The 14,143-nt window shown below is 37.0% G+C and carries 15 protein-coding genes; 6 read left to right on the forward strand and 9 right to left on the reverse strand.

What is annotated here, in order from left to right:
- Window positions 1-101: 101 nt before the first annotated feature.
- The 8 genes from CYP54_RS03290 to CYP54_RS03325 all read right to left on the reverse strand — a co-directional run bounded on the left by CYP54_RS03290 (window position 102) and on the right by CYP54_RS03325 (window position 5,413).
- Complete coding sequence (locus CYP54_RS03290) at window positions 102-653, reverse strand: DUF2393 family protein (protein ID WP_021090969.1); 552 nt, start codon at window positions 651-653, stop codon at window positions 102-104.
- Complete coding sequence (locus tag CYP54_RS03295) at window positions 653-1,183, reverse strand: DUF2393 family protein (RefSeq protein WP_103604193.1); 531 nt, start codon at window positions 1,181-1,183, stop codon at window positions 653-655. The genes CYP54_RS03290 and CYP54_RS03295 overlap by 1 nt, the downstream gene beginning before the upstream one ends.
- A complete protein-coding gene (gene hisIE, locus CYP54_RS03300; RefSeq protein ID WP_103604194.1) occupies window positions 1,167-1,907 on the reverse strand; it encodes a bifunctional phosphoribosyl-AMP cyclohydrolase/phosphoribosyl-ATP diphosphatase HisIE in 741 nt (246 codons plus the stop codon). The genes CYP54_RS03295 and hisIE overlap by 17 nt, the downstream gene beginning before the upstream one ends.
- A 2-nt stretch (window positions 1,908-1,909) precedes the next feature.
- The gene (locus CYP54_RS03305; protein WP_103604195.1) at window positions 1,910-3,028 is read right to left on the reverse strand and encodes a prohibitin family protein; all 1,119 of its coding nucleotides are present in this window, start codon (window positions 3,026-3,028) and stop codon (window positions 1,910-1,912) included.
- Between the two features lie 17 nt (window positions 3,029-3,045).
- Window positions 3,046-3,960, reverse strand: a complete 915-nt coding sequence (locus tag CYP54_RS03310) for a branched-chain amino acid transaminase (protein ID WP_054196075.1) — start codon at window positions 3,958-3,960, stop codon at window positions 3,046-3,048.
- A 104-nt stretch (window positions 3,961-4,064) separates the two neighbouring features.
- The gene (locus tag CYP54_RS03315) at window positions 4,065-4,706 is read right to left on the reverse strand and encodes a thiol:disulfide interchange protein DsbA/DsbL (RefSeq protein ID WP_103604196.1); all 642 of its coding nucleotides are present in this window, start codon (window positions 4,704-4,706) and stop codon (window positions 4,065-4,067) included.
- Between the two features lie 9 nt (window positions 4,707-4,715).
- Window positions 4,716-5,213 (reverse strand): thioredoxin-dependent thiol peroxidase, encoded by a 498-nt coding sequence (gene bcp, locus CYP54_RS03320; RefSeq protein ID WP_021088154.1) that lies wholly within the window; start codon window positions 5,211-5,213, stop codon window positions 4,716-4,718.
- Complete coding sequence (locus CYP54_RS03325; protein WP_103604197.1) at window positions 5,210-5,413, reverse strand: tautomerase family protein; 204 nt, start codon at window positions 5,411-5,413, stop codon at window positions 5,210-5,212. Before CYP54_RS03325 ends, bcp begins: the two co-directional genes overlap by 4 nt.
- Before the next feature lie 115 nt (window positions 5,414-5,528).
- On the opposite strand from CYP54_RS03325, the gene CYP54_RS03330 reads away from it, so the two are divergent.
- Window positions 5,529-5,933, forward strand: a complete 405-nt coding sequence (locus tag CYP54_RS03330; RefSeq protein WP_103604198.1) for a hypothetical protein — start codon at window positions 5,529-5,531, stop codon at window positions 5,931-5,933.
- Here the strand turns inward: CYP54_RS03330 and CYP54_RS03335 are convergent.
- Window positions 5,930-9,244: a DUF748 domain-containing protein gene (locus CYP54_RS03335; RefSeq protein ID WP_103604199.1), complete on the reverse strand. Its 3,315-nt coding sequence runs from the start codon at window positions 9,242-9,244 to the stop codon at window positions 5,930-5,932. The genes CYP54_RS03330 and CYP54_RS03335 overlap by 4 nt on opposite strands.
- Window positions 9,245-9,420: 176 nt before the next feature.
- Between CYP54_RS03335 and CYP54_RS03340 the strand changes: the two genes are divergently transcribed.
- The 5 genes from CYP54_RS03340 to CYP54_RS03360 are packed head-to-tail and all read left to right on the forward strand — an operon-like array spanning window position 9,421 to window position 14,124.
- Window positions 9,421-10,953, forward strand: a complete 1,533-nt coding sequence (locus CYP54_RS03340; RefSeq protein WP_103604200.1) for an ABC transporter substrate-binding protein — start codon at window positions 9,421-9,423, stop codon at window positions 10,951-10,953.
- A 12-nt stretch (window positions 10,954-10,965) separates the two neighbouring features.
- Window positions 10,966-11,904, forward strand: coding sequence for an ABC transporter permease (locus CYP54_RS03345; protein WP_103604201.1), 939 nt, complete (start codon window positions 10,966-10,968; stop codon window positions 11,902-11,904).
- Window positions 11,901-12,701 (forward strand): ABC transporter permease, encoded by an 801-nt coding sequence (locus CYP54_RS03350; RefSeq protein ID WP_103604202.1) that lies wholly within the window; start codon window positions 11,901-11,903, stop codon window positions 12,699-12,701. Before CYP54_RS03345 ends, CYP54_RS03350 begins: the two co-directional genes overlap by 4 nt.
- A complete protein-coding gene (locus tag CYP54_RS03355) occupies window positions 12,698-13,378 on the forward strand; it encodes an ATP-binding cassette domain-containing protein (RefSeq protein ID WP_103604203.1) in 681 nt (226 codons plus the stop codon). The genes CYP54_RS03350 and CYP54_RS03355 overlap by 4 nt, the downstream gene beginning before the upstream one ends.
- Window positions 13,375-14,124, forward strand: a complete 750-nt coding sequence (locus tag CYP54_RS03360; RefSeq protein ID WP_103604204.1) for an ATP-binding cassette domain-containing protein — start codon at window positions 13,375-13,377, stop codon at window positions 14,122-14,124. Before CYP54_RS03355 ends, CYP54_RS03360 begins: the two co-directional genes overlap by 4 nt.
- Window positions 14,125-14,143: the final 19 nt, after the last annotated feature.

Consider the following 14,143-nt stretch of genomic DNA (forward strand, 5'->3'; position numbering starts at 1 on the left):
TGTTTATTGCAGATGCTAAAAAGATAAAATTTAATCTAAAATCAAACCAAGACTTAGCGTTTTATCCTATGAAATTTGTAAAAATTTGCTTTAAATTTGACTTAGTAGCAATTTAGTTTTGTGATATTCATGCCATTTTTAAAGTAAGGCGGATATGGCATATATACGGTAAATGGTGTGCTTTTTTGCTTTGGTAAATTTTTGGCTACATCAAATTTATATTCAACTGTATTTGGCCTCTCATCCTTATCTGTGCCAAGAACCCATGAGAAAAATGAAAGCCCACTTGGCTTAAAAAATGCTTCCCCACCAAGATCATTTTTATTTAGCGGTTGATTGATTAGTTTGACTGTCAGTGTGCAGTTGCTAATTGTAAATTTACCGATATTTCTCACTTGCCCTTTAAAAACGATACTCTCATTTCGTAAAATTCGCTCACTTTTTACATTTTCGAGCATGCCTTTTTTTGTATATTTATCAAGCACTAGCATCAAAAAAACAGCAAGTGTGGTTGAGACTAGAATGTTTGTAAAAAATAGTGATAAAAATAACTTTCGCTCAGCTCTAAGTGAGAGAACAAGAAATAAAATAGAAAGCAGAGCAATCGCAAAAAGAACGATAATATGAACGATCGTAAAATATGCTGAGCTCATCAAAAACACTCCACTTTTTTAGAGATATTGTAGTCTATAAATGCGAAATCATTGACAAATTCTTTAACCTCAATGCTTTGCTTTGGCAAAAATTCCTCGTTTAAGATGATTCTTTTTCTAGCAAATGGATTAAGTGAGTTAAAAAAGTCTTTCGTATTTTGCCTTGAGCTTAGATAGAAGTCAAGCTCGATTTTACAGATATTAAGTATATTATTTGAATTATTTGTAATATTAAAATCAACCATTAGCGCATCGACATATTGAAGCTGTTTGGTGGTTATTTTGCTTATGCTAACTGGTCTTAAATTTTCATTTATATATTTGTTTGCGTAGTAATTACCTACAAAAAGTCCGAAAAAACCAGCTAGAATAAATAAAAATCCTATCTGCCACCACGACTTTATCGCTATAAAAATCCCTAAAAGCACAATTAGTATAAATGCTAAAAATATCCAGCCATAGGTTAGAAAATCAATGAGCTTTGCATTTTGCAATACAAAAAGCAAGTTGTGCTTAATGCTGTTTAACATCTCGCGATCTTTTCTCTTCAATGCCGCTCATACCAAAACGCCTTGCAAGTTCGTTTTTTACAGCATCTGGATGGATATTATGGGCTGAAAGTGCTACAAGTGCATGAAAGCAAAGATCGGCTGCTTCGTAGATCAGATCATCTTTTGCTTTTTGCTCATCTTGCTTTGAGTTTTCCGCGAAACTAAGATCCTTTGCAGCCATTATAAATTCGCCAGCCTCTTCGCCAACTTTCTTTAAAATTTGATTTTTGCCTTTTTTAAAAAGACTTGCCACATATGAAGTTTCAGGGTTAGCATTTAGCTTTCTATCTTCTATCACATGGTAAAGCTCATCAAGCACACCATAATTTATTTTTTTGACTTCAACTTTTGTATCTAAAATTTTGCCGTCATGCAAATTTATCTCATTAAAAAAACACGACCTTGCTCCAGTGTGACAAGCAGCGCTTCCGTTTTGAATCACCTTTAAAAGCAAAGTATCGTTGTCGCAGTCTAAAAAAGCAGCCTTTATCTCCTGAGTGTTGCCACTTTCTTCGCCTTTTTTCCAAATTCTATTTTTAGTGCGTGAAAAATAGTGAGCGTAACGGCTAGATAGACTTAAATCTAATGCTTCTTCGTTCATGTAAGCAAGCATTAAAACTTCGTTTGTGGCATGATCGCAAACTACTACTGGAAGCAATCCACCAACCTTTTGCCAGTCTATACTTTTTGTTACGCTATTCATTTTTATCTCTCGCTTACTGAGCTAGCTCTTACTTTATCTTTTGCATCTAGCCAGATATTTGGCACAGCCCCACCAGGTGTTAAGAAAATTTTAGCATCTTTGTTTTCTTTTAGAGCCTCGTTAAATTTGTTTTGTGTTTCGATCTGCTTTAAATTTAGTAGATTTTGATCGACACTTTTTGCAACCTCTTTATTTGCATACGCAGTTGCGTCAGCCTCGATTTTAATGGCATCAGCCTTACCTTTTGCTTCAATGATCGCAGCTTTAGCGGTACCTTCTGCAAGTGCAGCTTGTTTTAAGGCTTCTTGATTTGCTCTTTCTACTTCGTATTTTGTTCTCTCGGCCTCTTGTTTAGCAATTTGGACGCGCTCAATTTGCTCTTTTACCTTTGAAGGCAAGATGATCTCACGAAGCTGCACTGTTAAAAGCTCAACTGGCTTATTTGGCTGAGAGTCGATGTCTTTTCTTATGCCATCATCGATTTGTCTTGCTAGGTCGTTTCTCTTTGTTGGAAGCTCTTCTGCTGTATATTTACCAGCGATACTGCGAACCACATCACGCACGACAGGATCAACTATCTTGCTCTCCCAGCTAAGACCCCAAGAGGCAATAGTTTGAGGGGCATTTTCTGGATTTAAACGGTATTGCACAGTAATATCAATGCTAACTGGTAAATTTCTAGCATCAAGCACTGAAATAGAATTTTTACGTAAAATTCCAGCACCAACGCCTTGATATGATTTTTGCATTGATTCGCCCATATCCTCACCAGAAGTGTAGTTTATGATCCTAACTCTGGTGTCCACGATGATGATGTCTTGGATAAAAGGTAAAAAGAAGTGAAAGCCTGGCTGTAAAGGATTTGGCTCATATTTACCTGCTGTAGACTTGATGCCAACTTCACCTGAGTGAATCACTTTAAATGGCTGAGTGATAGCAAAAATAGCAATAATTGCAATTACAATGTAGGCAAGTGCTCCAAATTTACCAAAGCCACTTGGTAAATTTGGCATTTTAAAGTCCTTTTTGAAAGGCGACTCTTTGTCGCTATTTTGACCTGAGCCTCTGTTGTCACTACCTGGCTTTTTTTTATTGAAATAATCGTTTAAATCAGCGGGCATTTCGTTCCTTTAAATTTTTAAATATATGTTAAAAATGATTCATATTTTTTATTTAGTCCATAAACTACGTCAAAATAAGCTTTTTGTAGTCTCTTTGTCACTTCGCCTCTAGCGCCGTTACCAATGATGCGGTTATCTATGCTATTTATCGGTGTTACTTCAGCTGCTGTGCCTGTGAAAAATGCCTCGTCAGCTGTATATGCCTGATCTCTTGTGATGCGCTCCCTTCTTACTTCGATGTCAAGATCGTGAGCAAGTCTTATGACTGTATCTTGAGTGATGCTAAGTAGGCTGTTGTCGTTTGGCGGAGTGATTAAAACACCATTTTCAACGATAAAGAAACACTCGCCTGGACCTTCAGCCACAAAGCCCTCACTATCAAGAAGTAGTGCCTCGTCGTATCCAGCCTCTTTTGCCTCGTAGTTTGCCATTTGTGAGCTTAGATAGTTTGAGCTAGCTTTTGCTCTGTTCATTTGAGCAGCAGGTGCGAGTTTGGCAAAGCTTGAAATTTTAACTCTGATACCTTTTTCTAGGCCTTCATCGCCAAGATAAGCACCCCATTCCCATGAAGCGATAGCGGTTTGCACTGGCGCTTTTGTGTGAGCTACGCCCATTACGCCGTATCCTAAAAAGATAAGTGGGCGGATATAAACATTGCCATTATATTTATTTGCACGAAGAAGCTCTATTTGCGCTTTTTCAAGCTCTTCCTCTGTATAAGGTACATTTAAAACAGTCATTTTTGCTGATCTTAAAAGCCTTTTTGTGTGATCTTGGAGTCTAAAAATAGCTAGGCCTTTTTTTGTTTTATAAGCTCTTGTACCCTCAAATACGGCATTAGCGTAGTGCAAAGAGTGAGTTAGAACGTGTACTTTTGCATCGTCCCATTTAACTAATTTTCCATCCATCCAGATAAATTCTGAAGCATTCATTGTTAAACCTTTCTTTTTTCTTAGAAATTTTGGTCTGAGTTTATCTAAAATTGCTTTAAATTTACATTTCTAAGACCAAAATTTGCAGATATTACCCGCCAAAACTACTTATCTAAAAGCTCTTGTATGATCTTTGCCATCTCATCGATTGATGAAGCTGCGCTTAAATTTATTAGGTATTTGCCGCTTACTACAAAAGCTGGCACACCGCTGATACTTGCAACATCATAAGAGGCGAACCATGTGTCTAAAAGCTCTTTTGCTCTTTCGCTATTTAGTGCTTTTTCGTAGTCGTCCTTGCTCACGTGAGCTGCTTTAAGGGCTAAATTTATAAATTTCTCTTTGTCTTTGCCATCATTAAAATCATCTTTCTCATCATGTCTTGCTTTATAGATCGCAAATTTTGCTTGCTTAAATTTTGACTCATCGCTTAGTAGATCAGTCCCATTTATTTCATCTATCGATATAAGAGCGGCAAATATTTTACTCGCAGTCTCACCAAGCTTGCCTTTTGTGCTTAGGTGATATGGGATAAATTTCACATCTTCAAGCTTTGACATCAGCTTTCTTGTTATAGTCCGGTCAAATTTATAGCAGTGTGGGCAGTCGTAGCTAAAGACCTTAACTACCGAGTTTTTAGGCACATTAAGCGGTTTTGCTAGAGTTTGATACTCCACACCTTCAGTTAGTGCTGATAAATTTAGCGCAAAAAACGCACTTAAAATTAGCATTTTTATAAGCTTCATCTTTGCTCCTTATTTTACAAGATCAGCTAGCACTTTTGCGGCGTGGTCTTTGGCTTTTACGCTTTTATAAATTTTAACTATCTTGCCGTCTTTGCCAATCACAAAGGTGCTTCTAACGATGCCAAGATACTCTTTGCCATAGTTTTTCTTAACTTGCCAAACACCATAAAGCTTTGAAATTTCTTTATCCTCATCGCTTAATAGAATGTGCTTTAAATTTTGCTTTGCGATAAAGCCAACGTGAGACTTCACACTATCTGGGCTAACGCCGATTATAACTGTGTCATTTTTGATAAACTGATCGTAGTTTGCGCTAAATTCGCAAGCTTCAGTCGTGCAGCCTGGAGTGTTGTCCTTTGGGTAGAAGTAAAGCACCACGTTTTTGCCTATAAAGTCCTTTAGTGCGACCTTTACACCGTCTTGATTTAGCGCTTCAAACTCTGGCGCCTTGTCACCAACTTCAAGTGTTATTTTTCGTTCAATATCTGCTTTGCTAAATTCGCTCATTTTATCCCCTTTCTCTTATCTTCTACGCTCTCGCCACCTACGCCGATGTTGCTAGCGTCGTGAGTTTCTATGAAAATCATCACCGCCTCTTTTTTCTTGCCAAGCACTCTTACAAGCGTATCAGTCACCTCTTTAAAAACTTGATCTTTTTGTTCTTTTGTCGGCTCTGGACCTGCTATTTTTATATTTACATAAGGCATTTTTACTCCTTTTTTAAGATGTGAAATATTAACTAAATTGAGTGAAATTTCAGATTAAAGCCTTTATTTAAGAATTAGGCATTAAAATACAAAAACTTGTTACTAGGAGCGGAAAATGGACTACAACAAACACAATAAAGGCTTTGTTTGCTTTATGTATGGCTTTGGACGAAGCAGGGTAGTTTATGCTGTTTTGATGGTTTTAGTCATATTTTTGCTCGGTTTTTTGACATTTGGCTCAAGCACTCAAACTGACATTTTAAATTTACAAATAGCCCTTGGTGCCATGCTTTGCGGGCTTTTACTCATCCTTGTTAATCCAAAAATTTTCATCATAAAGCTAATTGGATATTTAATTTCACTTGCTGGCGTTATGATCGCTCTTCACAATGCAAATTTACTAGGCGAAGACTTTAACTTATATTTTTACGCAAGCCTAGTTTTTGGCGCATTCATGATGCTTATACTTCTTAGCTGGTTTGTTTACAACGCAAGAAGTAGCGAGATAAATGAAATTTAATTCACCACTCCCATAAGCACGCTTGTGTAGGTATTTTGCTTAGGCTCTGAGCTTGTTGCATCGTTTATATTTATGCGGCTAGCCTCAAGCCCAGCCTTTATGAGTGCTTCTTTTACTGCATTTGCACGCTCATTTGCTAGCTCAACTAGCTTTTCCTTATCCACTTCGATAGCTTTTATTGCCTCTTCTCTTAAGGCCTTATCGCTTTTGTCTTTAGCGTTTGGAACGAGAGAATTTAGCACGGTAATATAATCTTTCCCGCTTGAGGCGATTATTTGATTTATCTTTTGATCAAGCTTTTTTTCTTCAAAGTAGAGCACATCTATTTCAGAGTAAGTAGGTGTGATGCTAAGTTTCATCATAGGCTTTGCAGTAGTTAATTTTATAAAATCAGCTACTTTTGGCGCTTCTGAGCTTATTAGCTCGCTACTTCCAGCAAGAAAATCAATAGAGCTAAGATCCTTGCCGCCAAGCCCTAGAGCATTACCTAAAAATCTAAACGGAGCTAATGTGATATCAGCAAAGAGCTTTTTAACAGCAGCCCAAATGACACCGCCATATTTAAAGTCAGGATCGTCTAAATTTCCTTCAACTGGCAGGTCGATATTTATTTGATTATTTTGATCGCTTAATATCGATATAGCAAGCGAAAGTGGCAAATTTACAGCATCTTTTGAATCAACCTTTTCTCCAAGTGTGAGTGTGTCAAAATTTATAAGATTTGAGCCGTTTAGTTTTGAATCAACAACGCTATAATTTAGATTTAAATTTAACTTACCTTTTTTTATTTTATAGCCTAAAAATTGTCCGCTATATGGCGTTATATCAATTAGATCGATATCTTTAAAATCTAGCTTAATATCGGTATTTTGCTTTAGCTCAAAAGGAAATAATTTTGCTGTAATCTGAGAAAAGCCATTTCTGCCAACTGTGCCTTTGAACTCACCCGAACTTGGACGTTTTTTATCAATGTCAGTTAGCTTGCCATTTAGATTTGAAATTTTTGTAGCAAATGGCATAAATAGTGACGCATCTGAAAAATCAACCTCGCCGTTGTTAAGTGAGAAATTTTTTATACTAAAATTTAGCTCATTGTCTTTTTTGCTAGCTGCCTTTTTGCTCTCGGTTTTTTGCTCATTTTGAACTTTATTTTTATCTTCTTTTACGATTTTGCTTAGATTAAATTCGCGCTCTTTACTTAGATGAGCCTTGATAAACGGCGAATTTAAAGCAACTCCAGTAATTTCAAGATTATTTTTAAAAAGTGAAATTTTATCCACTTCTAAACTTTTAAACGCGATTAGCTTTTCTTTATTTTTATCATCTAATCTAATATCTTTTACGCTAAGCTTTGCATCTGCTTTTATATCTTTTGTATAGTGAAGTTCGGCGTTTGCGCTCATCTCTCCACTTGAAAGGTCTGCCTCTAAAAATGGCTTTGCGTAGGCAAAATACTTTGGCAAATTTGTATCATTTAGTTTGATTTTTGCATTTACATCAAGTGGCTCGATCTTGATCTTTGAGTCTACATTGAGGTTTAGCTTTTGTGAGCTTTTAATATCCACTTTTACATCAAATGGCCTACTAAAATCACTACTTAAATTTGCAACTTTTATAAATAGATTATCAAATTTATGAGCGATCTTCTCACCTTCAAAAAGGTGTGTCAAAGCGATGTCAGCGTTATTTACATTGATATTTTTTATATCAAATTTAAACTCGCTACCTTTTCTTTTTGAAGCAGCTTTGCTCTGCATTTTTTTCTCATCTTTTGATACTTTTTTGGCTGTTTTTGTTGGTTTTTCTTTGCCAAGTCCTAATTCGTTTATAGCGCTTAGCCCATTATCACTTAGCTCAGAAGTAAATTTAGGTTTATTTACATCGATGCTAGCAGTATTTAGAGCCATTTTTAAAATATTAAAGCCTATGCTCTTTGCAATGACTTCTGGCACATTTAAAATTTCCTTGTTTTTAGCTTTTAAATTTATGCTATTTACATTAAGCTCATTAACACTAGCCTCACTTTTGTTGCTATCTTGTGTAAAACTTGTGCCAAAAATTTGTATGTTTGTTACGTTTGTGGTCGCATCCTTACTAAGTGGTGCATTTATGCCACTAAGCGCGGTTTTTTCAAGGCTAAGCTCGATCTTTTCATTTAGCAAATTTGCCTTTAAATTTGAAGCATTGAGGTCTTTTAATGTAGCTAAATTTTTACTGACTTCATCTACCTTTAGGCTGCTTGCGCTTATATTTTTTAGCTCCGCTTTGGCGTCCAGTTCGCTCTTTTCATTTAAATTTGCAAGAAGTGAGATGTCGCTTAGATTTAGCGCTTTTAAGCTCGCTGATACCGTACTTTTAAAGGCGATATCGTTTAAATTTATAGCGCTTAAATTTAGAGTAGCGTCTGTTTTGTCCGCTATCTTGCTATCTAGGTCAAATTTTGGCAGATCAAGCTCGCCAAGGCTTATCTCATTTTCACCTTCGTTTAAATTTAGTGATTTTATATTTAAAAAACTATCCTTTAAATTTATCTTAGTGGCGTTTTCATCGGCGTTTATATCGTAGTTGATACCTAAATTTATAACTGCATTTTTAAGGTTTAGTGTATCGTTATCGATGAAGCTTATCGCAACTGGCTTGATGCTAAAGTCCTTAATGACGACACTACCATTTATGTTTAGCGGGTTTAGCCTGATATCGCCTTTTAAATCGATCTTGTGTGCAAGGCTTGAGTTTGAGTCAAAGATATGATTGCCAGCACTATTCTTTTTTGTATTTAGCGAGTTTAACTCGTAGTTTATATCATCAAAACTTACATTAAATGGCTTTGTGAGATTTTGGTCGCTATACGAAAATGAGCCTTTGATAATCTTGGCACTATTTAGAGCGAAATTTATCGAGCTTGTACTGTTGTCCTCATTGCTTGCATTATCTTCACCTATGAAGTTGCTAAAGTTAAATTTCGCATCCTTAGTTCTTGCGATCTTTACGCTTGGCTCATCAAGTCTAAAAATATCAATCTCTATGAGCTTTTTGAAGATAGAAAATGGCTTTAGCTTGACATCGACTTGCTTTGTGCTAAAAAGTGGCGAAGTGCTGTTTAGTTCGGCATTTGTAGCGTTTAGCTCAAAAGTAAATGGGTTAAATTTAGCCTCTTTCACAAAAAGTGTTGCATTGTAGTCTTTTAGATACTTTGGAGCAATATTTTTGATAGCATAAGGAACACCAAAAAAGCCAAGAAGCGTGTAAATAAGCAAAAGCGAAACTAAACTTATGCCTGAAATTAGGGCTATTTTTTTATTTTTATTCATTTAAATTTTTACCTTGAAGTGATCTAAAATAAACTTTGATTTTACTTTAAATAAGGTTAAATTCTAGTTAGAAATTTCCAAATTTTTAGACGTATAAATTTACATTTTAGTTAATAATACTTTTATAAAATTCGTATTACCATTTCACAAATACTTTTTAAACAAAGGATGCAGTGATGAAGAGAATTTTATTCGTATTTTTCTTGTTGTTTAGCACCTATCTTTACGCAAATGAGAGTAAAGTCGTAGTTGCTATCGAGGAGCAAACACCTCGTATAAATCCACTTTACGACGAAGATCACGATCCAACACTTTCGCTAGTGTTTTCTGGCCTTACAAGCCACGATGAAAATAGCTTGCTTGTGCCAGAGCTCGCGAAGTCTTGGCAGGTGAGTGATGATGGGCTGGAGTATGTTTTTGAGCTACGAGATGACGCATTTTGGCACGATGGGGTGAAATTTAGCGCAAAGGATGTTAAATTTACCATTGAAGCAGCTCAAGATAAGAAGCTAAACGCGCCAGCTATATCAAACTACGAGGTGGTAAAAAGCGTTGAAATTTTAGGGGATTATAGGGTCAAGATCACGCTTAGTGAGCCATTTCCGCCATTTCTTGATGCGCTTAGTTTTGGCGTTTTACCTGAGCATATCCTAAAAGGAAAAGATATTGCAACTGATAAATTTAACGATGCCCCTATCGGCACTGGCGCATACAAGCTAGTAAAATGGAAAAAAGATGAGAGTTTGGAATTTGCGGTAAATGAGAAATTTTACAAGGGTGAGCCAAAGATAAAAAAGGTATTTTTTAAAATTGTTGGCGATGAAAATTTAAGACTAGTTGGGCTAAAAAGCGGTGAGATCGACGTTGCGCTCATCTCTCCAACTGGGGTAAATTTCATAAAAGATGATAAAAAACTTAGCTTGCTTAAGTTTAAAAGTGCAGACTACAGGGCTTTGATGTTTAACCTTGAAGATCCTATCTTTCAAGATAAAAATGTAAGAATAGCCCTAAACTATGCGGTTAATAAAGATGAGATAGTTAAAAGCTTATTTCACGGATATGCAAGCGTAGCGAACAATCCGATAGAAAAAAGCTTTGCAAATGACAGCGAGTTTAAATTCAGCTACGATCCGCAAAAGGCTAAAGAGCTACTTGAAAAAAGCGGCTTTAAGAAAAACAAGGCTGGATTTTTTGAAAAGGACGGCAAGGAGCTTGGCTTTGACATCTACGCCTTTAATAACGACGTTTTAAGGGTCAATCTAGCCAAAATTTTAAGCAGCGAGTTCGAAAAATTTGGCGTAAAAGCCAAAGCCTATGCAAAGCCAAAAACAGCCTTTGACCTAAGCAAGGTGGATAGCTTTGTGATCGGCTGGGGAAGTCCGTTTGACCCAGACTTTCACACATATAGAATTTTTGGCGGGTTTGCCGATGTGAGCGTAAATGAAAATGGCTGGAACTTTAGCCACTACAAGGACGCAAATGTCGATCTTGCCTTAAAAAACGCGAGATATACAAAGGATGTGGAGCTTAGGAAAAAACACTATAAAGAATTTCTAAAAGCGCTTCATGAAAACCCACCTTACATTTTTATAGCCTATCTTGACTATCCACTTGTGTTTAATAACAAAATTTCAGGCATTAAGACGCAAATTTTAGGTCACCATGGGGCTGGATTTTTATGGAATATAAGAGAGTGGCAAGTAAAATAGTGGATAAAAATTTTGTCTAGAGCCATTTTAAAAACAGCGATCTCAAGTCTTGGATTGCTGTTTTTTATCTCGTTTTTTCTATTTTTGCTCATATATTTTTTACCAGGGAATGTCACTGACGCGATGTTTTCAAGGAGTGAGGCGATAAATTTCGCCATAAAAGAGCAAATTTTAAGAAATTTAGGGCTAAAAGATAACTTTTTCGTGCAGTATTTTAGATGGCTTACTCACTTTATCACAGGCGACTTTGGCACCAGTTTTGTAAGCGGGGCAAGTGTCTCTATGCTTATCAAAGAGCGACTTTTAAACTCACTCATTTTATTTTTTGCTTCGTTTTTTTTGATAACTCTTTTGTCCTTTTTCTTAGGGCTTTTAAGTGCCATTTATAAGAATAAATTTGCCGACATCTTTATAAATTTTAGCTCCTTTTTGCTGGCATCATTGCCGCATTTTTACATCGCTCTTGTGCTAATAGCGATCTTTAGCATCTATCTAAACGTGCTGCCAAGCTCTGGGGCAAACGAGCTAGGATCTAGCAGTGTTAGGGTGAAATTTATCATCTTGCCAACGCTCGCCATCATCTTGCCACACCTTGGCGCAAACGTGAAATTTGTGCGTGACAGGCTAAATCAAAGCCTAAATGCCGACTTCATCCAGACGGCTCACGCTAGAGGTTTGGGACGCGGCAAAATTTATCTCTTTGCTATAAAGCACGCAAGCACCGATATAGTCTATTATTTCGCAACCCTTGTGGCTGGCGTTTTTGCTGGCTCGTACGTCATTGAGAGCATTTTTTCATTTCCAGGCATAGGCAAGCTTAGCCTTGATGCGGTGATCGCCAAGGACTATCCAGTCGCACTTGCGACCATTTTGCTAACGGCTGTTTTTGTCGTTTTTGCAAATTTACTGGCTAAAATTTTTGCCATCTTGGCAGATAAGAGAAATTTATGAGAAAAGTCATATTTTTCCTAGCCTGTTTTGTCTTTTTAGCGCTTGTCACATTTGCCTTTGTGACGCCATTTTTTTCTAAATTTGAGCCAAATTTCACTGACTTTATGGCGGTAAATTTAGCCCCAAGTAGCGAGCATATCTTTGGCACTGACATCCTAGGCAGGGACAATCTTATAAGGGTTGCCTACGCGTTTAAAAACTCGCTTCTTATCTTGCTTTTAGCTGGCTTTTTAACGACGCTTTTCTCGCTCATCTACGCATATTTTGGCACGAGCAAGAGCAGAGTTTGCGAGAGCCTTTTTGATAAGGGGCTTGATGCTTTTTTAAGCATACCAAACATCGTTTTTATCATGCTTTTTAGCTCATTTAGTAGCGGAGATCTTTTAATAACATCTTTTATCATCGCCATTTGCTCGTTTATGCAGGGCGCAAAAGTTTTTATGCAAAATTTAAGACTTAATAAAAAGTGCGACTACGCCGAGCAAGCCGTGATAAATGGCGCTAGCAAATTTAGCCTTATATGCTTTGAAATTTTGCCAAATTTAAAGCATCTAATAGTTAGTATCTTTGGCATAAACGCGATAAACGCGGTCGTCATAGAGGCTACGCTTGGCTTTTTTGGTGTGGGTAGTGACGCAAATAAAATAAGCCTTGGCATCATGCTAAATGAGAGCAAAGAGGCACTTTTCCTTGGCTCTTGGTGGATGGTGCTTTTCCCTGGCGTGACGCTCTTTTTGCTCATCCTAGCAACATCGATCATCACATCAAATTCAAAAAATGGCAATATAAAAATATGATAGAGATTAAAAATTTAAACGTTTTTTATAAGGACAAAAAGCTTTTGAGCGAGCTTGATTTTGACATGAGCGAGGGTAAATTTGTAGGTATCACAGGCGCTAGTGGCAGTGGCAAATCGCTCTTTGCAAAGAGTTTAATAAGGCTTTTTGATGATGAGTTTAGAGTGAGGGCGGATAAATTTAGTATTTATAAAAAAGATATCTTAAAACTTAGTCAAAATGAGCTAAAAGAGCACCGAAGAAAGGTCGCTGCGCTCGTTTTTCAAAACTCTATTGCCAGCCTTCATCCGCTCTTAAACGTGGGCGATCACTTTAATGCCTATCTAAATGGCGACAAAAAGGCAAATAAAGAGCTTGCGTTTGCTTATTTTAGAGAGTTTGGGCTAGATAATGCAAATCTTATCTGGCACAAATACTCATACGAGCTAAGTGGTGGCGAGGCAAGCCGCGTGCAGATAGCTCTGGCGCTTTGCCTGAAGCCAAAGATCCTAATCTGCGATGAGATAACAAGCGGGCTTGATAGCATTAGCGGTAGCCACGTGGCTGGCATCTTAGAGAGCTTAAAGGGCAAGATGAGCGTCATCTTTATCTCGCATGATGAGGTGCTGACGAACTATCTTAGTGATGAGATTTGGCAGATGAGAGATGGGCGGCTAAATTTAAAGGAAAATGCGTGAAAATAAGGCTCAAAAACGTCTCAAAAAGTTTAAGTTTTAAGGAACATTTTAACGCTAAGGCTGAAGTTTTGCACCTTTTAGAGGGGATAAATTTCGAGCTTGACGATGGCGAAAATTTAGCCATTTTGGGTCAAAGTGGCAGTGGCAAAAGCACGCTTGCAAAGCTCATATCATTTAGCGAGCCAAAAAGCGGGGGTAAAATTTATATAAACGATGAGGAGATCACGGACAAAAATGAGCTCAAAAAAGATATCAGATATATCTTGCAAAACCAAAAACAAGCCCTAAATCCAGCGCTAAAAGTAAAAACAGCCATCGCTCACGTAAGGTCGTATCTTAAGCTTAGCTTTAGTGAAAATGAGCTTAAAGAGCTAATGGGAAATTTAAATTTAAAAGATGAAATTTTAGAGAAATTTCCTTCTCAGCTAAGTGGTGGCGAGGCGACAAGGGTTGGGATACTGCTAGCGCTTCTTTCAAAGCCAAAAATCCTAATCTGCGACGAGATAACAAGCGGGCTTGACAATGCGACAAAGCAAAAGATCATAAATTTGCTTTTAAGCTTAGATGAAAAGATCAGCATTATTTTTATCACACACGATATTTTAAGCGCGATAAAGATAGCACAAAAGGTGTTAATAATCGAAGCTGGCAAGCAAGTGGCTTTTGGTAAATTTGATGATCTTACTAGCCAAAATGTCCTTAAAAAATACCTCGATGCAGCTAAATTTTATGATGACAAACTTTGATATAATGCAAGCAAAAAAG

This window comes from Campylobacter concisus (assembly GCF_002914005.1).
GTDB classification, from domain to species: domain Bacteria; phylum Campylobacterota; class Campylobacteria; order Campylobacterales; family Campylobacteraceae; genus Campylobacter_A; species Campylobacter_A concisus_N.